The organism is Intrasporangium calvum DSM 43043 (genome assembly GCF_000184685.1).
Classification (GTDB): domain Bacteria; phylum Actinomycetota; class Actinomycetes; order Actinomycetales; family Dermatophilaceae; genus Intrasporangium; species Intrasporangium calvum.
This window is the reverse complement of record NC_014830.1, coordinates 2,128,869-2,147,931: the sequence shown is the minus strand read 5'-3', so window position 1 is coordinate 2,147,931 and position 19,063 is coordinate 2,128,869. Positions and strand designations below refer to the sequence as shown.

The window sequence follows — 19,063 nt, the reverse complement described above, 5'->3', positions numbered from 1 at the left end:
GCCTGCTCGCGTGGCAGGATTGAGCGGTGCCGACCCCAGCCTCGCTCCCTGCCTCCGCCCCGGCGGAGCCGGGCAGCCCCCGAGACAGCGATCTCGTCCGTGCAGCCCGCCGTCAACCCGTCTCCCGGACCCCCGTGTGGTTCATGCGCCAAGCAGGTCGGTCGCTGCCCGAGTACCGAGCCGTGCGCGAGGGCATCCCGATGCTCGAGTCGTGCATGCGACCCGAGCTGATCACCGAGATCACGCTGCAGCCGGTGCGCCGCCACGGGGTGGACGCCGCGATCTTCTTCAGTGACATCGTGGTGCCGCTCAAGGCCATCGGGATCGACCTGGACATCGTCCCCGGGGTCGGCCCCGTCGTCGCGCGGCCGATCCGGCGGGCCAAGGACCTCGAGCAGCTCGTCGACCTCACCCCGGAGCACGTCCCCTACATCACCGAGGCCGTCCAGCAGCTGGTGTCCGAGCTCGGCGCCACCCCGCTCATCGGGTTCGCGGGGGCCCCGTTCACCCTCGCGTCCTACCTCGTCGAGGGCGGCCCGTCGAAGAACCACGAGCACACCAAGGCGCTGATGCACGGCGACCCTGACCTCTGGGACGCCCTCTGTGCCCGGCTGGCCCAGATCTCGGGTGCGTTCCTGCGCGTCCAGGCCGGGGCCGGGGCCAGCGCCGTGCAGCTCTTCGACTCCTGGGTCGGCGCGCTGTCGCGGGCCGACTACACCCGTCACGTCCAGCGCCACTCGGCCTCGGCGCTGGCGGCCGTGGCGGACCTCGAGGTCCCACGGATCCACTTCGGCGTCGGCACGGGTGAGCTGCTCCGCCTCATGGGGGAGGCCGGTGCCGAGGTCGTCGGTGTCGACTACCGGGTCGGGCTGACCGACGCGGTCGAGCGGCTCGGCCCTGACTACGCCGTTCAGGGCAACCTCGACCCGGCGCTGCTCTTCGCACCGTGGGACGCGCTCGAGCGACGGGTCCGCGAGATCGTGGAGGAGGGCCGGCACGCGCCGGGTCACATCTTCAACCTCGGGCACGGCGTCCTGCCCAGCGTCGACCCCGACGTGCTGACCAGGGTGACCGCCCTGGTCCACGAGGTGTCGGCGCGCTGATGACGCAGGGGTCGCTCGCCCGGTCGAGCCTCGTCATGGTGGGCGGGTCCTTCGCGTCCCGCGCCCTCGGCGTGGTGCGCGCGGCCCTCCTGACGGCGATCATCGGCACCCGGGCTGCCGGCGACGCGTTCAACCTCGCGAACACCCTGCCCAACGTCTTCTACCTGCTCGCCGCGGGCGGGATCCTCAACGCCGTCCTGATCCCGTCCCTGAGCCGCGCGATGAAGCTCGAGGACGGCGGCAAGGAGTTCACCGACCGCGTCATCACCATCGCCCTGGTGGCCATGGCCGGAATCACCGTCCTGGTCCTCGTCGGCGCCGGCGCCTTCGTCTCGTTCCTGTCCGGTGGGCGAGCTGACGTCGAGGGGCTGGCGCTCGCGTTCGCCTACATCTGCCTCCCGCAGATCTTCTTCTACGGCGCGTTCGCGCTCTTCGGGCAGATCCTCAACGCCAGGAACCGGTTCGGGGCCTTCGCCTGGGCTCCCTTCATCGCCAACGTCGTGGCGGTCATCGGGCTCGTCATCTTCATCGTCGTCTACCCGGCACCCCAGGTCGTGACTGCCCAGGGGCAGCCGCTGCCTCGGGGCCCCGAGCAGTGGACCACACCGATGATCTGGCTGTTCGCCGGCTCGGCGACGGTGTCGGTCATCGCGCAGGCCGCCTTTCTGCTGCCGGCCCTCTTCCGCACGGGGTTCCGCTACCGCCCCCGGTGGGGCCTCCGGGGCGTCGGTCTGGGCGGCGTCAGCCGACTCGCGGTCTGGGCCTTCGTCGGGCTCGCCGTCTCGCAGGTCGGCTTCTTCATCACCCAGTGGGTGCTCAACACGGCGGCGCACCGGTCCGGCCGCCCCCCGGACGACCCCCTCCGCGCCACGTCGGTCTACGCGGTGGCCTTCACGATCTTCATGCTTCCGCACGCCTTCATCGCGGTCTCGATCATCACGGCGCTCTTCCCGCGGTTGTCGAAGGCGGCCGCCGACCAGGACGTCGCCGGCTTCAAGGCCGACTTCCGCAGGGGCATGCTGCTGCCGCTGGTCGCCAATGTCCCCGTCATGGTCTTCGTCATGGTGGCCGCCACGCCGATCGTCGCCCTGCTCACGCCCGGTATCGACGGACCGTCCATCGAGCTCGCAGGCATCGTGCTCGTCGTCATGATCCTCGGGATCGTCCCGTTCGGCGTCGACCTGCTCTGCTACCGGGTCTTCTTCGCGCTCGAGGACGGCCGGTCGCCCCTGCTGATGCAGGCTGTCCTGACGACGGTCTCCCTGACCGGGGGCATCATCACCCTCGCCCTCGACCCGAAGTGGGCCATCGCCGTCGTCGCCACCGCACAGACCCTCGGCAACGTCGCGAGCTCCACCACCGGCATCCTGCTCCTCCGCCGCAAGCTCGGTCTGCTCGGGCTCGCCGAGATCGTCAACTCGACCGCTCGCATCGGTGTCGCGGCCGCGGGGGCGGGGTTGCTGGCGTGGGGCACGATGACGGTCCTCTCGCCGATACTCGGCGACCCGACTGCGCCCTCGAGCGCCGTGGACCGGATCTTCACGAGTGGGATCGTGCTCGGCTTCGCGGGCCTGCTCTTCGCCGTCGTCTACCTGGCCCTGGCCCATGCGCTGCACGTCCGCGAGGTCCGTGACGTGGCGGACATGGTGCGTCGCCGGCTCGCCTGACCAGCTCGCCCACGCAGTCGAGTGTGCAGTCGCGGTCGCGTCGCTGGTCGAGTGTGCAGTTCCGGCCGGGGGTGGGCTGGCACGAAGTGCACACTCGAGGGGGCGCTCAGTCGGTTGCGCTCGAGGCTCCGCGGCTGCGATGACGCAGCCACCGCCGGACGAACCACGCGACGACCAGCGCCAGGAGCAACCAGGGCAGGAGGACGGCGAGACCGGTCACCACGACCATGACCGAGTCGAGGAAGGCCCCCCACGCCTTGCGCAGGCTCTGGACGAACCCGTTCTCCTCCGGCTCGGGGGACGCGGTCGAGTCCGTCCACAGTGTCACCGAGACGGTCGAGGTGCTGGTCCGGCGCTCGAGCTCCGCCAGCCGCTGCTCGAGAGAGTCGAGGTCGGCCTGCCGCCGTGCCAGCTCTCCCTCGAGCAGGACGATCTGGTCGAGGGTGGTCGCCTTGACCATGAGTGCGCGGACCCGGGCGATGGACTCCTTGGCCGGCTGGAGCCGGGCCTGCGTGTCGACGTAGGCCTCGGTCACGTTCTCGGCTTGGGACGACCGGTACGACACGGTGCCGACCCTGGCCGACGAGAGGTCTGCGAGCACCTGGTCGAGCCGGTCAGCCGGGACGCCGAGGGTGATCCGGGCCTCGTTCATCCCCACCGGTGGGACGATGTCCTCCTTCGGCATCCCCCCACCTTCGGTCACGGATCCCAGCGAACCCGTGGGGTCGGGTGCCGTCACGATGCTCTCCGAGAGGATCTGCCCGCCCGCTGCCTCAGCGATGGCTCGGACCCTGGCACCGGCGACCGCGACGTCGTCCACCTTGATCCCTAGCCAGGCCGTGCGCGCCAGCTTGGTCCCGACCGACGACGCCACCGCGCCCGGCACCGCTCCGTCGGAGCTCGACCCCGACCCTGACGAGCCTCCGGCGGTGTCCGGGGTGAGCGGCGCCAGGTCCCGGGAGCCCTGCGGCTCGGTCAGGCCCCCGCTGGCCGGCATCGGCGCACTCTCATCCCCCGACCCGGACGGCTGCAGGACCTTGAGCCCCAGCGGAACAGCGAGGGCAAGGACCAGGAGGACCAGGCCGATGACGAGCCACGCGCGCTGCTGACGAGGCCCGCTGGGCCGGAGACGATCGAACCTGACCATGGTGTCCTCCTCGGCGGGGGCCTCGGGCCGTGCCGGCTCCGAGTGCCATCCCTCTGTTCATGAGGACACACGACAGGGGCGAAACGTTGAGCCCCAGGATGGAAGAGTGTCGTCCATGACGGCTCACGTGGGTGTGGTAGGCGCAGGCATCGCAGGGCTCGCGGCGGCGTGGCACCTCGTCCGGTCGGAGCCGGACCTCCACGTGACGATCCTGGAGGGGAGCTCCCGCGTCGGCGGCAAGCTGCGCGTCGAGGACGTCGGAGGGCTCACTCTCGACGTCGGCGCCGAGGCGTTCCTCACGTTCCGCCCCGAGGGACTCCAGCTCATGGACGAGATCGGTCTCGCCGACCAGGTCGCCCACCCGGCTCGGGTCCCGGCCTCTGTCGTCATCGACGGGACGCGCCGCCCCATGCCGCGGGGCACCCTCATGGGCGTGCCCTCCGACCCGGAGACGGTGCGCGGCCTGCTGACCGAGACCGAGCTGGAGCGACTCCGGGCCGAGGTGTTGACGCCACCGGTGGAGGGCGACATCGCGGTGGGCACGTTCATCGACGCCCGGCTCGGCTCCGCGGTGACGGACAAGCTCGTCGAGCCGCTGCTCGCCGGGGTCTATGCGGGGGACTCGCGCAACCTGTCGCTGGGGATGGCGGTGCCCCAGCTGGCCAAGGCCGCACGGGAGGGCACCTCGGTCCTCGCGCTGAGCCGCTCGCTCGTGCCGGCCGACCGCTCGGGGAAGGACAGCGACCGACCACCAGTCTTCGCCACCGTCATCGGCGGGCTGGGCACCCTGCCCGCCTTCCTCGCCGACCGCCTCGTCGGCCTCGGTGTCGAGGTGCGCACCGGCGCCGTGGTGCGGGGCCTCGAGCGGCGGGGTGGCCGTCTCGTCGTCTCGAGCGGTCCGACGACCGACGTGCACCAGGACGTCTTCGACGCGGTGGTCCTCGCCACACCCGCCGCCCCCACGGCGCGTCTGCTCCAGGAGCTGGCACCGGATGCTGCCTCGAGGCTGGCCCGGATCGAGTCGGCGTCGATGGCGATCGTCACGCTCGTCCTCGACGGGCCGCCGCCGGACGTCCTCGACGGCAGCGGCTTCCTGGTCCCACCGACGGAGCGTCTGACGATCAAGGCATCGACGTTCAGCACCGTCAAGTGGCCGTGGCTCGCGGCCGCACACCCGGACCGCACCGTCCTGCGGGCCTCGCTCGGCCGCCACCGCGAGGAGGCCACCCTGCACCGGTCCGACGACGAGCTCGTCGAGGTCTCGCTCGCCGACCTGACCACCGTGCTCGGGCGTTCGCTCCCGACCCCGTTGGCCGTGCACGTGCAGCGCTGGGGCGGCGGCCTGCCGCAGTACGCCGTGGGACACCGCGAGCTGGTGTCCGGGCTGGTCGAGCCGGCTGCGGACGTCGCCCTGGCCGGTGCCGCCCTGAGCGGCGTCGGCATCCCGGCCTGCATCGCGTCGGGTCGCCGGGCAGCGGAGGTCATCCTGACCCGAGTGCAGGAGGGTGCGGCCGGCTTGGGATGATGGGCGCCATGAGTGAGAAGCTGACACCGGCCCAGATGCGCGAGATCAACGAGACCATCCGCTACTCGATGTGGTCGGTGTTCAGCAGCGTCACCCCGCTCGGCGACGACCGGGAGTCCCTTTCCGACGAGCTCGAGTCCTTCCTCGTGACCTTGGCCGCCGAGGGCGTCGTCGTGCGCGGCATCTATGACGTCGCCGGCCTCCGCGGCGACGCGGACTTCATGATCTGGTGGCACGCGGCCACCATCGAGCAGCTCCAGTCCGCCTACCACCGACTGCTTCGCTCGGAGCTCGGCGCGCACCTCGAGCCGGTCTGGTCCTCCGCCGCCCTGCACCGTCCAGCCGAGTTCAACAAGAGCCACATCCCCGCCTTCATGGCGGACGAGGTCGCCCGAAAGTACGTCTGCGTCTACCCCTTCGTCCGTTCCTACGACTGGTACCTGCTCGACGAGCAGGACCGCCGTGACATGCTCCGAGAGCACGGCCAGATGGCCCGTGACTACCCGGACGTGCGGGCCAACACGATCGCCTCGTTCGCGCTGGGGGACTACGAGTGGCTGCTCGCCTTCGAGGCCGACGAGCTGTTCCGGATCGTCGACCTCATGCGTGAGCTGCGCGCCTCCCGCGCCCGCAACCACGTGCGCGAGGAGATCCCGTTCTTCACCGGCCCCAAGGTCGAGGCGCGCGAGCTGGTGGCGAACCTGCGCTGAGCACCGTGGAACTCTCCGCCCGACCGCACACCCACCGGCCAGAGGGTCCCACCGGGCCCAGCGACACCCGGCTCACTCGTCGTCGGCGGCCAGGCGGAGGCTGATCGAGTTGATGCAGTAGCGCTGGTCCGTGGGGGTGCCGTAGCCCTCACCCTCGAAGACGTGGCCGAGGTGGGAGCCACAGCTCGCGCACCGGACCTCGACGCGTCGCATCCCCATGCTGCTGTCCTCGATGTACTCGACCCGGTCGCCGGCCAAGGGGGCATAGAACGACGGCCACCCGCAGTGGGAGTCGAACTTCGTGTCGCTGCGGAACAGCTCGGCGCCACACGCGCGGCAGGAGTAGACCCCTCGGGTCCTCGTGTCGGTGTACTCGCCGCGGAACGGCGCCTCCGTGCCGGCTCGGCGCAAGACGTTGAACTCGGCGGGGGTCAGCTGCTCGCGCCACTCGTCATCGCTGCGCTGGACGGCATAGGTCTTGTCGCTGCTCATGTTCCCTCGAACGTTCGCGGCGGCCCGTTTGTGCCCGCCGGGGGTGATGCCGGGCCTGGCCTCGCAGCACCGCCCGGCAGCGATGCTGCGTGTGTCGGCGGCCCCGGTGACTCGGGTTTGGCACGATGGGCCGCGTGAAGCTTCGTCAGCTGGTGACCCGCCCGGTCCTCATCGCAGGTGCCGCCGGCGGGGGGTCCGCGGTGGGTGCCGCCGCCGGATCCGTCGCAGCGGCCGCCTGGTTCGCCCGCCGCGTCCTCACCCCGGACGAGCTGCAGCCCGACGACGTCGCGATCGTGGCGTACGACGACGAGTCGGTGACCTTCGCCTCGGGGCCCGATCCGGACGTCCCCGGACGGTATGGCGTCTGGCTCGACGGGGGAGCAGGTCATGCGCGTGTCGGGCAGATCCTCGACCGCGACGAGGTGGCCGGGACCGTCCGACGGGCGCTCGTCGCCGTCGACCGCGGGTCGCTCGGGGTGGGGCCGGCCCGGTGGAACCAGTACTACTACTGGGACCGGCCGAGCGTGAGCCTGGGCCTGCCGGACGAGGACGTCGTCGTCAGCTCGGACGTCGGGGCGCTGCCCGCCTGGATCGTGCGGCCGGCCGACCCTGCTGGCGGAGAGAACTGGGCGGTTCTCGTCCACGGCCGCGGCGCCCGCAAGGAGGAGGCGCTGCGCGCGGTGCCAGTGCTGCGCGATGCCGGGTGGACCTGCCTCGTCGCGGCCTACCGCAACGACCGCGACGCCCCACGGGGGCCGGACGGACGCTACAACCTCGGTCTGTCGGAGTGGCGGGACGTGGAGGTGGCCATCTCGACGGCAGTGGCACGAGGCGCCGAGCGGATCGTCCTCTTCGGGTGGTCGATGGGCGGTGCGATCGTGCTGCAGACCCTGCACCGGTCGCGCTACGCCGACCGCATCGTCGGGGTGTGCCTGGACTCGGCCGTCATCGACTGGGACGCCGTGCTCCGGCACCACGGGCGTCTCAACCACCTGCCGAGCCCCTTGGTGCGGGTGGCGCGCGGCCTCATGGGCTCGCCGCGGGGGCGGTCCCTGGTCGGTCTGATCGAGCCGATCGACCTGGCTCACACCGACTGGGTCGCCCGCGCCGACGAGCTCGACGTGCCGATTCTGCTCATCCACTCGACCGGGGACACGGTCGTCCCCTTCGCCCCTGCTGCTGCCCTGGCCGAGCGTCGACCCGACATCGTGCGGTTCGAGCCCTGGCACCGGGCCCGGCACTGCCGAGAGTGGAACTACGACCCGGAGCGGTGGGAGTCCGTCGTGTCCTCGTTCGTCACCGGTCTGTCGCCGGCTTCGGGCGAGCTGGACGGCCGACCATCAGTCGCCCGAGCCGCTGGGGCGCCGCGGGGTGAACCAGCGACCCATGAGGGTGCCGTCCGCCTCGACGAGGCTGCCGAGCTCGAGCTCGAGGGGTGATGCGGCCGGTCCCACCGGTCTCGGGTGCATCCCCCCGACGACTCTGGGTGCGATCGTGAAGCACAGCTCGTCGACGAGGCGGACCGCCAGGAAGGAGCCGGTGAGGTGCGGGCCTCCCTCGCAGAGCAGCCGGGTCCAGCCGCGCTCGTGCAGCCGGGCGACGAGCAGCGGGAGGTCCACCTCGTCCTCGCCGCAGACGAGGACGTGCTCCCGGCCGAGGATCGACTGCGCCTCGGCCAGGCCGGGCGCGCGGGCGCACGTGGCAAGGAGCGCCGGGCCGCCGGCCGCGCCCTGCGCACTCTCCGGGAGCCGGCCCGAGCGGCTCACGGCGATGAGGGGAAGGGGTTCGTCGATCCCGAGGTCTCGACGGAGCGGCAGGACGTCCGGCGACACCGTGAGTCCGGTGTAGCCCTCGGCCCGGATCGTGCCGGCGCCGACGATCACCGCGTGGCTCAGACCCCGGAGCAGCTCGAAGACGATGTGGTCCGCCGCGGTGTTGATCGATCCCGACCGGCCGTCCGGGCCGGTGGCTCCACCGTCGACCGTCGTCACCATGTTGCAGCGCAGCCAGGGGTCGCTCGGCGCCGCATAGACGGCCGCGAGGTCCGCGAGGTCGAGGTCGGCGGCCGGCGTGAGGTCGCCGCCGGCGGGTAGGAGCAGGCGCATGGGACAAACCCTAGGTGGCCGTGCCTCCGGTCCAACGGCTGCCGTGTCCGGCAGGATGGCGCCATGGGCAAAGGCAAGAGCGATGACAAGGGCAAAGCCGACGCAAAGGCACGTAAGGGCGACGCGTCCGGCGCGCGGACGGACGCCGACGCGCTCGAGTCGAAGAAGAAGGCTGACGAGGAGCGGGCGGTCGCCGACCTGGCCGACCAGTTCGTGGCCGACGGGCTCCACCCCATGGGTGGCTTCGCGGATGCGCTGCGGGTCGACAAGGACTTCGCGCTCGCGGACCTCGACCCGTCCTCGACGCCCGCCTTCGACGGCGACAAGCTCGCCGGCAAGGCCGCTATGGCGTCAGCCGAGGAGGAGCTGACCGACCTGCTCGAGCGACTCTGGGCCGAGTCGACCGCCGGCTCCAAGCGCGCGCTGCTTCTCGTCGTGCAGGGGATGGACACCTCGGGCAAGGGCGGCATCATGCGCCACGTCATCTCGGTCAACCCGCAAGGCGTGCGGGCGACCGCGTTCAAGGCGCCGACCGAGGAGGAGCTCGCACACGACTTCCTCTGGCGCATCGAGAAGGCGGTTCCCGGTCCCGGCCAGCTCGGGGTCTTCGACCGGTCGCACTACGAGGACGTCCTCATCGTGCGGGTTCACGAGCTCGTCCCGCAGGACGTGTGGTCCAAGCGGTACGCCCGGATCAACGCCTTCGAGCGCGAGCTCGCCGCGGGCGGGACGAAGGTCGTCAAGGTGATGACGCACATCAGCAAGGAGGAGCAGAAGTCCCGCCTCATGCGCCGGCTGGAGCGCCCCGACAAGTTCTACAAGTTCAACCCCGGCGACGTGGACGAGCGGAGCCACTGGCTCGAGTACATGGAGGCCTACCAGGCGGTCTTCGACAAGACCTCGACGGTCGGCGCGCCATGGCACGTCGTCCCCGCCGACCGCAAGTGGTACGCCCGGCTCGCCGTCCAGCAGCTCCTGCTCGAGGCGCTCCGCGAGATGGACCTCCAGTGGCCCGAGGCGGACTTCGACGTCGAGACGGAGAAGAAGCGGCTGGCCGCCAGCTGACTCGGGTCAGCCGATGCGGTCGAGGACCGGGCCCACCGAGCCCGCCAGGTCCACCGGCAGGGTGCCGAAGGTGTGACCGTGGCCGCCCTGGATCCGGCTCGCGATGAAGGCCTCGGCCACGGTGGGCGAGTGCTCGAGGAGGAGGGCCGCCTGCAGCGCCACGGCGAGCCCCTCGACCGCGGACCGGGCGGTGAACGCGGCCTCGGGGGAGTCCGGTCGCAGGGAGTGCGCCTGCTGGACGGCGTCATCCATGTGGTCGTCGAGCGCTCGACTGACCCCTCGGACCCGGTGGAGCTCCTTCGTGAGCGCCTCGAGGCTCGCAGGCTCCCGACTGATGGCCCGGATCACGTCGAGGGCGTTGACGTTGCCCGAGCCCTCCCAGATCGAGTTGAGCGGCGCCTCGCGGTAGAGCCGGGCCAGCACGTTCTCCTCGACGTAGCCGTTGCCCCCGAGGCACTCGAGCGCCTCGGCCACCATGGGCGCCGTCCGCTTGCACACCCAGTACTTGCCCACCGCCACCCCGATCCGCGCGAAATCGGCCTCACCCGCGTCGAAGGCGTGAGCAAGTCGCATCGCGAGGACGGTCGCGGCCTCCGCCTCGAGCGCCAGGTCGGCGAGGACGTTGCGCATCAGGGGCTGGTCGACCAGCAGTCGCCCGAACGCGGTCCTCTGGCGGGCATGGTGCACGGCACGGGTGACGGCGTCCCGCATCGTCGCCGTCGACCCGAGGACGGTGTCCAGCCGGGTGGCGCCGACCATCTCGATGATGGTCCGCACCCCACGGCCCTCGTCGCCCAGGCGGGACCCCCACGTGCCGTCGAACTCGACCTCGCTCGAGGCGTTGGAGTGGTTCCCCAGCTTGTCCTTGAGCCGCTGGAGGGCGAAGGGGTTGCGGGTCCCGTCCTCGAGCGCCCGAGGCACGACGAGGCACGTCAAGCCGGCCGGGGCCTGGGCGAGCACCAGAAAGACGTCGCTCATCGGCGCCGACAGGAACCACTTGTGGCCGGTCAGGCGGTACGTCTCCCCGGGCAGCGGACCGCCCGGCGTCAGGGTCGCCGTCGTCGCGTTGGCCCGGACGTCGGAGCCGCCCTGCTTCTCGGTCATCCCCATCCCCGCGATGACGCCGGCCTTCTCGGCGAGCGGCCGGATGCCGAAGTCGTACGTCCGACTGGCCAGCTTGGGAAGCCAGCGCGACGCGAGCTCGGCGTCGTGTCGCAGCGCCGGCCCAGCGGCATACGACATCGAGATCGGGCAGCCGTGCCCGGCCTCCACGCGTGACCAGATCATGAAGCCGGCCGCCCGGCGCGCGTGAGCGCCGCGCCCCACCGGCGCCGTCCACGGCTCCGCGGTGAGCCCCGCACCGACGGCGCGCGCCATGAGCCAGTGCCACGACGGATGGAACTCCACCTCGTCGATCCGGTTGCCACGGGCGTCGTGGGTCCGCAGCACCGGCCGGTTCGCGTCCGCGAGGCGGCCGTGGTCCTGGGCCTCGGGCGACCCGGCCAGCCGACCGAGCTCGCCCAGCGGCGCGACCTCCTCCGCGGCCACCCACCGGCCCACCGCCTCCGCCAGGGCCCGGTCCTCGGAAAGGAAGTCCCGGTCGACGAAGGGCTCGACCTGGTTGGTCACCTCGTGCGTGCTCATCCCTGCAGACTAGGACGACCGCCGGCGGGGACCCTTCCCGCCTCGTGTCGCGCGCGTCACCAGGGGCAGCCCCGGCCGGACGGCTAGCCTCAAGGGCGATGATGGTCAAGGCGGCGGTGCGGCGCACCCTCGAGAGGATCCCGGGGGCGGTGCCTCTCGCCAGACTGACCCTCGAGACCATTCGCGTCTGCCTCAACTATCGCGTCACGGGCCTCGCCGCCGAGGGAGGCTTCTTCCTGCTCCTCTCGCTCCCGCCCTTCGTCCTCGGCCTCTTCGGTGGCGTGGGCTACCTCGGCAACATCCTCGGCGCCGACAGCGTCGAACGGCTCCTCGCGGTGATCACCGACTACGCGTCCGGCTTCCTCACTCAGGGGAGCATCGAGGAGCTGCTCCTCCCGACGGTCCGCGACGTGCTCCGTGACGGCCGCCCGGACCTCATCTCCGTCGGGTTCCTCCTCGCCCTGTGGTCGGGGTCCCGGGCCCTGAACGTCTTCGTCGACACGATCTCGATCATGTACGGGCAGGGGGACAGTCGAGGGATCCTGCGCCAGCGCTTCCTCACCTTCGGCCTCTACACGGTCGGCATCGTCGTCGCCGTCGTCCTGCTGCCCCTGGTCCTCCTCGGCCCGGCCATCATCGAGGGATGGCTGCCGGACCGGCTCAAGCTCCTCACCAGCGCCTACTGGCCCCTCGTCCTCGTCCTGTCCATCGCCCTGCTCACGACGCTGTTCCACATTGCCACGCCCCGCAGGGGCCGGTGGTGGCGCAACGTCCCCGGAGCTCTCCTGGCGCTCGCGATCTGGCTGCTCGCCTCCCTCGTCGTCCGCAGCGCGCTCGAGGCCTCCCTCGGGGGCTCGTCGATCTACGGGCCGCTCAGCACCCCGATCGTGCTGCTCATCTGGCTGTACGTCCTCGCGATCGCCATCCTCATCGGTGCCGGCCTCAACGCCGCGACCCGCGTGCTGTGGCCCGTCGAGCTGCGCGACGGGGCCGGCACCAGGCTGGCCAGCTGGGCCGGCGCTCTCGTCTCCCGCAGGCCCCTGGTCCGGGCTCCCGTGAGGGTCGATCCGGCGCTCGGCAACCAGCGGAGCCGCGACCAGCAGTTCACCAAGCGGGAGCTCTCGCACCTCGCCGAGGCCATCGACCGGGAGCTCGTGGAGGGGGTCGCGCGGCCCCGGGCCGACGGCAAACCGGGGGGCTGAGGACGGTTTTGTATCTGCTGGATCGATCCGCTACTGTCTACCAAGCACGAGCGGGGAAGTTACACCGCTGGTGTTCCCGCGGACGTAGCTCAGTTGGTAGAGCGCAACCTTGCCAAGGTTGAGGTCGCCGGTTCGAGCCCGGTCGTCCGCTCGGAGGCAAAAGGCAACTTGCCTTCATGGTGGAGTGGCCGAGAGGCGAGGCAGCGGCCTGCAAAGCCGTTTACACGGGTTCAAATCCCGTCTCCACCTCGGTGCAAGACCAGCACAAGGGCGATTGGCGCAGTGGTAGCGCGCTTCCTTGACACGGAAGAGGTCACTGGTTCAAACCCAGTATCGCCCACCACCCGGGACACGGCGTCCGGCCCGCGAGAGCGGGCCGGACGCCGTTGCTCTCGGTTCACCCGCGGACGTAGCTCAGTTGGTAGAGCGCAACCTTGCCAAGGTTGAGGTCGCCGGTTCGAGCCCGGTCGTCCGCTCCGTTGACGGCCCCCGATCCTGATGGTCGGGGGCCTTCGCCGTCGGGCGCGGGGGTGATGTCAGCGGGCGCGGGGGTGATGTCAGCAGACGAGCGAGGTCAGCCCCTGGGCGCTCTCCGAGCCGCCCCGGAGCAGCTTGCCCCACCCCTGCGTGCAGGAGCTGGTCGTCCGGACCGGCGTCGAGTAGACGAGCCGCTGCCGGTTGCCACCGACGGTGTAGCCCACGGTGTCGCCGCTGCCACCGACGACGATGCCGGCCTGGGCCCGGTAGCCGAAGCCGAGGTTGTGGTACTGCGCCCACACGTAGACGGACGCGAAGTTCATCCAGGCGGAGCCACGCGAGTCCCAGCACCAGCCGATGTACTGCCGGACGGTGAACGCGTTCATGCCCTTGTCGCGCACCACCTTGCTGGTGCCGAGCTCTCGCGTGCTGGAGCAGTTGACGCTCGCCCCGTCGGCGTCGGTGCTCGTCAGGTCGGGCGCGGTCGCGGCCGTCCCGGAGGGGGCAGTCAGGGGCGTCGCGGCTGACGCACTGGTCGGGACGATCGCCGCGAGCAGCACGGCGACGAGGAGAGCCACGAGCGTGCTGATCACGTGGTGGAGGGACTTCATGGTGGAGGCTCCTGCAAGTGTGGTGGTCGTCGTGTCTTGGTCGGTTCGCGCGGTGTGGTGTGGTACGGGAGTGCCGCGTGCCTCGACACTACGGCTCCCAGCCGGGATCGGCAGCCCGAAATGTCCGTCGCCCTCGTCGCGTCCAGGACCGGCCGTAGGGTGAGCCCATGGCCGCGGCGAAGCAGACCCCAGCCCTCGTCCTCGACGTCGACGGCTACGACGTCCGCCTGACCAACCCCGACCGGGTGTACTTCTCCGAGGGCGGCCAGACCAAGCTCGACCTCGCGAACTACTACCTGTCGGTCGGGCCGGGGATCGTCAACGCCCTCCGCGACCGCCCGTGCATGCTCCACCGCTTCCCCAAGGGCGTGGAGGGTCCCAAGGTGCACCAGAAGCGGCTGCCGGCGGGTGCGCCGCCGTGGGTGGAGACGGTGCGGCTGCACTTCCCCCGCTTCGGCCTGCACGCCGACGAGCTGTGCGTCCAGCGCCTCGCCGATGTCATCTGGGCCGTTCAGATGTCCACCGTCGAGTTCCATCCGTGGAACTCCCGCCGCGCGGACACCGAGAAGCCCGACGAGTGGCGGATCGACCTCGACCCCATGCCCAGGTGCGGCTACGACACGGTACGGCGGGCCGCCCACGTGAGCCGCGAGATCCTGGGCGAGCTGGGGGCGGTCGGGTGGCCCAAGACCTCGGGTGGCCGGGGCCTGCACATCTACGTCCGGATCGCGCCGGTGCACGGCTTCCAGGACGTCCGCCGGGCTGCGCTGGCCTTCGCGCGGGAGGTCGAGCGGCGCCTCCCCGACGACGTGACGACGGCCTGGTGGCGCCGCGACCGCGCGCCGGACGACCTCTTCGTCGACTACAACCAGAACGCCCGCGACCACACCATCGCCGCGGCCTACAGCGTGCGGGGCAACAGCCGGGGGACGGTGTCGGCTCCCGTGACGTGGGACGAGATCGACGACGCCGTCCCGGACGACTTCACCATCGCGACGATGCCGGACCGGTTCGCCCGGCTCGGTGACCTCCACGCGGGCATCGACGACGCCGTCTTCGACCTCGCGCCGCTGCTCGAGTGGGCGGAGCGGGACGAGAGGGCGGGTCAGGACACCCCTCCCGAGCCGGAGGAATAAGCCGTATGCCGCTGGGCTTGCTCCCGATGCAGGGCGCACACCCGTGTCGCGTCCTCGCTCACCCCTGAAAGCCCGAAGCCCTCTGACCCAAGGAGTACCGGTGGCCGAGCTCGGCGACTTCCGCGCAACGACGATCGACGGGCAGGAGCAGTCCCTGTCCGACTTCTCCGGCCAGGTGATCCTCGTCGTGAACACCGCGAGCGAGTGCGGCTTCACCCCGCAGCTCGCCGGCCTGCAGCAGCTCTGGGAGACCTACCGCGACCGTGGTCTGACCGTGATCGGCTTCCCGTGCAACCAGTTCGGCGAGCAGGAGCCCGGCTCGGAGGAGGAGATCGGCGCCTTCTGCCAGAAGAACTACGGCGTCACCTTCCCGATGATGGCGAAGGTCGACGTCAACGGCGCCGACACGCACCCCCTCTGGGCCTGGCTCAAGTCGGAGAAGGGCGGTCTGCTCGGGGACCGGATCAAGTGGAACTTCACCAAGTTCCTCGTCGGCCGCGACGGCCACGTGATCAGCCGGTACACGCCGCAGGCCGAGCCGGCCGGGCTGGCCGCCGACATCGAGAAGGCCCTCGCGGCCTGACGGGGCCGGGGCCCCGGACCCCTAGGATCTGCGGGTGGACCACGCTCGATTCCGGGACCGCCAGGCGCGCGAGGTCATCGACGTGCGGCGGGGTGGCGACGCCCTCGAGGCCATCTCCGGGGCGGGGTTCTGGGCCGTCGTCGCGACCTTCGAGGGTGCAGTCACGGCGATCCGCTTCGGCGACGTGCGCCGCGGCGACCCGACCGGGCCCGCCCGACGGGCCGTGGGCTGGGCCCCCCTCGACCGTCGCTGGCACAGCTCACTCAGCTCAGCGGCATACGTCGCGGGGGTGGAGGAGGTCCGGCGGCGGATCGCCGACGGCACCGTCTACCAGGTGAACCTCTGTCGCGTCCTCAGCCACCGGCTGGCTGTCGATGCCGACCTCGACGGGCTCGACCAGCTGCTGCGGCAGGGGAACCCGGCACCGCACGCGGCGCGCATCCGCTGTGTGGCGGCGGGGGTCGACGTGGTCAGCGCCTCGCCGGAGCTGTTCCTCGCGCGGCGGGCCGGGCGCCTCGTGACCAGGCCGATCAAGGGCACCGCCCCGACTGCGGAGCAGATGCTCCCCAAGGACCACGCCGAGAACGTCATGATCGTCGACCTCATGCGCAACGACCTGTCGGGGGTGTGTGAGCCGGGGACGGTGTCGGTCGACGAGCTGTGCGCGCTCGAGCCGCACCCGGGCCTCGTGCACCTCGTGTCGACGGTGAGCGGCCGCCTCCGGGTGGGGGTCACCTGGCCCGACATCTTCGGCGCGGCCTACCCGCCAGGGTCGGTCTCGGGGGCGCCGAAGTCGAGTGCGCTGAGGGCGATCGCCGACCTCGAGGCGGCACCGCGCGGGCCCTACTGCGGCGCGGTCGGCTGGGTCGACGCGGATGCCGGGGAGGCCGAGCTCGCCGTCGGGATCCGGACCTTCTGGGCGGAGCGGGACGAGGGGGGCACGCGGTGGCTGCGGTTCGGCACCGGCGCCGGGATCACGTGGCACTCCGATCCCGCTGGGGAGTGGGCCGAGACCGAGCTCAAGGCGGCCCGGCTCGTCGGTCTCGCAGCCGGCACTGTGGCACCATGACGACATGACCGGCAGCCTTCCTCGGGTCTGGGTGGGTGGCGATCTCGTCGACCCGACCGGCCCGTCCATCTCGGCCCTCGACCACGCCGTCACCGTTGGTGACGGGGTCTTCGAGACGGCCAAGATCGACCGTGGGCAGCCGTTCGCGCTCTCCCGGCACCACGCCCGGCTGCAACGCTCGGCGGCGGGCCTCGGGCTGCCACCGGTGGACCTCGCGTTCGTGGCCAAGGGCATCGACGCGGTGCTCGAGGGGGAGCCGATCGACTTCGGGCGGCTGCGCTACAGCGTCACCGGAGGCGTCGGTCCGCTCGGCTCCGACCGCGGCGAGGCGGACCTGACCTACGTCGTGCTCGCCGGGCCGCAGGCGCGGCCCCCGGCCTCCGGCGCCCTGACCGTCGTCCCCTGGACGCGCAACGAGCGTTCGCCCGTCGCCGGGCTCAAGACCACCTCCTACGCCGAGAACGTCGTCGCGCTCGCCCGGGCCAAGCAGGTCGGCGCGATCGAGGCGGTCTTCGGCAACACCCGCGGTGAGCTGTGCGAGTGCACCGGCAGCAACGTCTTCGTCGTCCTCGACGGGGAGGTCCTCACCCCGCCCGCCGACTCCGGCCTGTTGGCCGGTATCACCCGCGAGCTCGTCCTCGAGTGGGCGGTGGACGCTGGCGTCACGATCCGCGAGACCCCGCTGCCGCTCGGCATCCTGGACACCGCGGACGAGGTCTTCATCACCAGCTCCACCAAGGACGTCCTCCCGATCCACGCGGTCGACGACCGGCAGCTCCCCGTGGGACCGGTGACGACCCGGTTGCGCGACGTGTTCCGGACCCGAGCCGGGCAGGACCTCGACCCGTGAACGAGGCCGCGAGCAGCGCCGACACCGTGGCAGCCCCGCGGCCCGTCGCAGGTGAGGGGGAAACCGGCGGCGTCGACTACTCGGACCCCGACGTGACCCTGGGCGCACACGAGGACCGCTGGGCGTGGCGTGCCCGGCTGCGCCGTCACCCGGCCACCCACCTGGCCTGGCGCAGCGCAGTCGGCGTGGTCGGGTCGGTCGTCACCGTGGGCGGACTCATCATGGTGCCCGCCCCGGGGCCGGGTTGGGCCGTGGTCATCCTGGGGCTGGTCATCCTCGCCAGCGAGTTCGAGTTCGCGCAGCGCTGGCTCGACTTCGTCAAGGGCTACGTCCACCGGTGGAACCGGTGGGTGATGACCCAGCCGTTGTGGCTCCGGTGTGCCATCGGGTTCGCCGCGCTGCTGCTCGTGTGGGGGGCCCTCTGGCTCACCTTCGTCCTGTTCGGGCTCCCTGGGTGGACACCGGACTGGGCCGCCCAGCAGCTGGCCCGGCTGCCTGGGCTCGATTAGGGGCGCGGACGCCCACCCGCTATTGTTTTCCCGCACCGCCAGGACGTGTAGCTCAGTTGGTTAGAGCGTTCGCTTCACACGCGAGAGGCCAGGGGTTCGAGTCCCTTCACGTCCACCACTCCTCCCGGTCCGCAGCCGACCCCGGCTCCGCCGGCGAGGTCTCACCGTGGCAGCCGGATCCGTCATACACTCACGCCAGAAGCGGTTCCAAGGTCACCAGACGTGGCCCTATGCCGCTGGGCTGGGTCCGCGCGGACGCGCGCTCCCGATCTGGCGGCGGAAAGCGGTTGGTGGACATGCCGGCGAAGGTGAGCAGCCTTTTCATCTACCCCGAGTCGGACTCGCCGGGGCAGGAGATCGACTCGGTCGAGGTGACGCCCACGGGGCCGAAGGGCAACCGGGCCAAGAAGCACGCCGTGCACCTCGTCTCGGCTGAGGAGTACGTCGACACCCATCCGAAGGCGAACATCGTCCTCGACATCGAGCCGGAGGCCCTCATCTCGCTCGTCGGGTCGGTCATCCGCATCGGCGGCTGCACCCTGACCGTCACGAAACGCCCCTCGAACTGCCCGGGCGTCTACGCAGACGTCGTGGAGGCAGGTGAGGTGGCCGTCGAGGACGTGCTGCTCGCCGCGGGTCCCGAGTGACGATCCACTCGAGCCACCCGTTCGAGCCGGACGACGCCGAACGGGACCCGATCCGACGGTTCCGCGGGCGCGTGGGCGGGTCCGTCTCCCTCTGGACGGCCGGTGCGGGGGCGGGACGGGCCGGTCTGACCGTGACCTCCTTCCTCGTCGCGGCCGGGGAGCCGCCGCGGGTCGTCGTGCTCGTGCACCCCGACGCCGACCTGCTCGACCGGATGGAGGAGACCTCGGCGGCGGTGGTCGCACTGTTGTCCTGGCGGCACCGCGACCTCGCGGAGGTGTTCGCGGGCCAGTTCCCGGCGCCGGGCGGCCCGTTCCGGCGGGACGCGTGGGAGCAGACCGACTGGGGTCCACGCCTCGTGTCGACGACATCCTGGCTCGGTGTACGGGTCGACCCGGGGTCGCGCCGGGACGTCGGCTGGTCGGTCCTGCTCGAAGCGGTGGTCGAGCACGTCGAGGTGGGGGAGGACCTGGAGCCGCTCCTGCACCGGCGAGGGCGCTACGTCCGTCTCTGACGTGCCGTC

The 19,063-nt window shown here is 71.4% G+C and carries 19 protein-coding genes and 5 tRNA genes; 19 read left to right on the top strand and 5 right to left on the bottom strand.

Going from position 1 to position 19,063, the window contains the following annotated elements; genetic code table 11:
* Positions 1-26: 26 nt before the first annotated feature.
* Entirely contained in the window at positions 27-1,103 is a 1,077-nt protein-coding gene (gene hemE, locus INTCA_RS09700) for a uroporphyrinogen decarboxylase (protein ID WP_013492736.1), read from the top strand.
* A complete protein-coding gene (gene murJ / locus INTCA_RS09695; protein ID WP_013492735.1) occupies positions 1,103-2,770 on the top strand; it encodes a murein biosynthesis integral membrane protein MurJ in 1,668 nt (555 codons plus the stop codon). Before hemE ends, murJ begins: the two co-directional genes overlap by 1 nt.
* A gap of 106 nt (positions 2,771-2,876) precedes the next feature.
* Here the strand turns inward: murJ and INTCA_RS18690 are convergent, their stop codons facing one another.
* Entirely contained in the window at positions 2,877-3,917 is a 1,041-nt protein-coding gene (locus tag INTCA_RS18690) for a DUF4349 domain-containing protein (protein ID WP_013492734.1), read from the bottom strand.
* Positions 3,918-4,032: 115 nt separating this feature from the next.
* Between INTCA_RS18690 and hemG the strand changes: the two genes are divergently transcribed.
* Complete coding sequence (gene hemG / locus INTCA_RS09685; protein WP_041308601.1) at positions 4,033-5,442, top strand: protoporphyrinogen oxidase; 1,410 nt, start codon at positions 4,033-4,035, stop codon at positions 5,440-5,442.
* Between the two features lie 8 nt (positions 5,443-5,450).
* Positions 5,451-6,152, top strand: coding sequence for a hydrogen peroxide-dependent heme synthase (hemQ, locus tag INTCA_RS09680; RefSeq protein ID WP_041308600.1), 702 nt, complete (start codon positions 5,451-5,453; stop codon positions 6,150-6,152).
* 72 nt (positions 6,153-6,224) lie between these two features.
* On the opposite strand, the gene msrB is transcribed toward hemQ, so the two are convergent.
* Positions 6,225-6,644, bottom strand: a complete 420-nt coding sequence (gene msrB, locus INTCA_RS09675) for a peptide-methionine (R)-S-oxide reductase MsrB (RefSeq protein WP_013492731.1) — start codon at positions 6,642-6,644, stop codon at positions 6,225-6,227.
* Positions 6,645-6,769: 125 nt separating this feature from the next.
* Here msrB and INTCA_RS09670 point away from each other — a divergent pair, with 125 nt between their 5' ends.
* Entirely contained in the window at positions 6,770-8,083 is a 1,314-nt protein-coding gene (locus tag INTCA_RS09670) for an alpha/beta hydrolase family protein (RefSeq protein WP_013492730.1), read from the top strand.
* Here the strand turns inward: INTCA_RS09670 and INTCA_RS09665 are convergent.
* The gene (locus INTCA_RS09665; RefSeq protein ID WP_013492729.1) at positions 7,985-8,749 is read right to left on the bottom strand and encodes a dihydrofolate reductase family protein; all 765 of its coding nucleotides are present in this window, start codon (positions 8,747-8,749) and stop codon (positions 7,985-7,987) included. The two genes, INTCA_RS09670 and INTCA_RS09665, sit on opposite strands and share 99 nt — an antisense overlap.
* 63 nt (positions 8,750-8,812) lie before the next feature.
* On the opposite strand from INTCA_RS09665, the gene INTCA_RS09660 reads away from it, so the two are divergent.
* Positions 8,813-9,814 (top strand): PPK2 family polyphosphate kinase, encoded by a 1,002-nt coding sequence (locus INTCA_RS09660; RefSeq protein ID WP_013492728.1) that lies wholly within the window; start codon positions 8,813-8,815, stop codon positions 9,812-9,814.
* A 6-nt stretch (positions 9,815-9,820) separates the two neighbouring features.
* Here the strand turns inward: INTCA_RS09660 and INTCA_RS09655 are convergent, their stop codons facing one another.
* The gene (locus tag INTCA_RS09655; RefSeq protein ID WP_013492727.1) at positions 9,821-11,458 is read right to left on the bottom strand and encodes an acyl-CoA dehydrogenase family protein; all 1,638 of its coding nucleotides are present in this window, start codon (positions 11,456-11,458) and stop codon (positions 9,821-9,823) included.
* A 98-nt stretch (positions 11,459-11,556) separates the two neighbouring features.
* On the opposite strand from INTCA_RS09655, the gene INTCA_RS09650 reads away from it, so the two are divergent.
* The 5 genes from INTCA_RS09650 to INTCA_RS09630 all read left to right on the top strand — a co-directional run bounded on the left by INTCA_RS09650 (position 11,557) and on the right by INTCA_RS09630 (position 13,136).
* Complete coding sequence (locus tag INTCA_RS09650; RefSeq protein WP_114609900.1) at positions 11,557-12,660, top strand: YihY/virulence factor BrkB family protein; 1,104 nt, start codon at positions 11,557-11,559, stop codon at positions 12,658-12,660.
* Between the two features lie 78 nt (positions 12,661-12,738).
* Positions 12,739-12,811: transfer RNA gene (locus INTCA_RS09645), tRNA-Gly, on the top strand.
* 27 nt (positions 12,812-12,838) lie between these two features.
* Positions 12,839-12,909: transfer RNA gene (locus INTCA_RS09640), tRNA-Cys, on the top strand.
* Between the two features lie 19 nt (positions 12,910-12,928).
* Positions 12,929-13,003, top strand: a tRNA-Val gene (locus tag INTCA_RS09635).
* Positions 13,004-13,063: 60 nt separating this feature from the next.
* A tRNA-Gly gene (locus tag INTCA_RS09630) sits at positions 13,064-13,136 on the top strand.
* Between the two features lie 81 nt (positions 13,137-13,217).
* On the opposite strand, the gene INTCA_RS09625 is transcribed toward INTCA_RS09630, so the two are convergent.
* Positions 13,218-13,748 carry a hypothetical protein gene (locus INTCA_RS09625; protein WP_013492725.1) on the bottom strand — a complete coding sequence of 177 codons (531 nt, stop codon included), beginning with the start codon at positions 13,746-13,748 and terminating at the stop codon, positions 13,218-13,220.
* Between the two features lie 167 nt (positions 13,749-13,915).
* Here INTCA_RS09625 and ligD point away from each other — a divergent pair, with 167 nt between their 5' ends.
* From ligD to INTCA_RS09585, 8 genes are all read left to right on the top strand, one after another.
* Positions 13,916-14,884, top strand: a complete 969-nt coding sequence (ligD, locus tag INTCA_RS09620) for a non-homologous end-joining DNA ligase (RefSeq protein WP_013492724.1) — start codon at positions 13,916-13,918, stop codon at positions 14,882-14,884.
* A gap of 100 nt (positions 14,885-14,984) precedes the next feature.
* Complete coding sequence (locus tag INTCA_RS09615; protein ID WP_013492723.1) at positions 14,985-15,467, top strand: glutathione peroxidase; 483 nt, start codon at positions 14,985-14,987, stop codon at positions 15,465-15,467.
* 34 nt (positions 15,468-15,501) lie between these two features.
* A complete protein-coding gene (locus INTCA_RS09610) occupies positions 15,502-16,536 on the top strand; it encodes a chorismate-binding protein (protein ID WP_013492722.1) in 1,035 nt (344 codons plus the stop codon).
* 4 nt (positions 16,537-16,540) lie between these two features.
* A complete protein-coding gene (locus tag INTCA_RS09605) occupies positions 16,541-17,386 on the top strand; it encodes an aminotransferase class IV (RefSeq protein ID WP_013492721.1) in 846 nt (281 codons plus the stop codon).
* A complete protein-coding gene (locus INTCA_RS09600; protein WP_013492720.1) occupies positions 17,383-17,895 on the top strand; it encodes a PGPGW domain-containing protein in 513 nt (170 codons plus the stop codon). The genes INTCA_RS09605 and INTCA_RS09600 overlap by 4 nt, the downstream gene beginning before the upstream one ends.
* Positions 17,896-17,936: 41 nt before the next feature.
* Positions 17,937-18,013, top strand: a tRNA-Val gene (locus tag INTCA_RS09595).
* Between the two features lie 190 nt (positions 18,014-18,203).
* Positions 18,204-18,542: an MOSC domain-containing protein gene (locus INTCA_RS09590; RefSeq protein ID WP_148236553.1), complete on the top strand. Its 339-nt coding sequence runs from the start codon at positions 18,204-18,206 to the stop codon at positions 18,540-18,542.
* Positions 18,539-19,054, top strand: coding sequence for a flavin reductase family protein (locus tag INTCA_RS09585; RefSeq protein ID WP_013492718.1), 516 nt, complete (start codon positions 18,539-18,541; stop codon positions 19,052-19,054). The genes INTCA_RS09590 and INTCA_RS09585 overlap by 4 nt, the downstream gene beginning before the upstream one ends.
* The last annotated feature ends 9 nt before the right edge of the window (positions 19,055-19,063 follow it).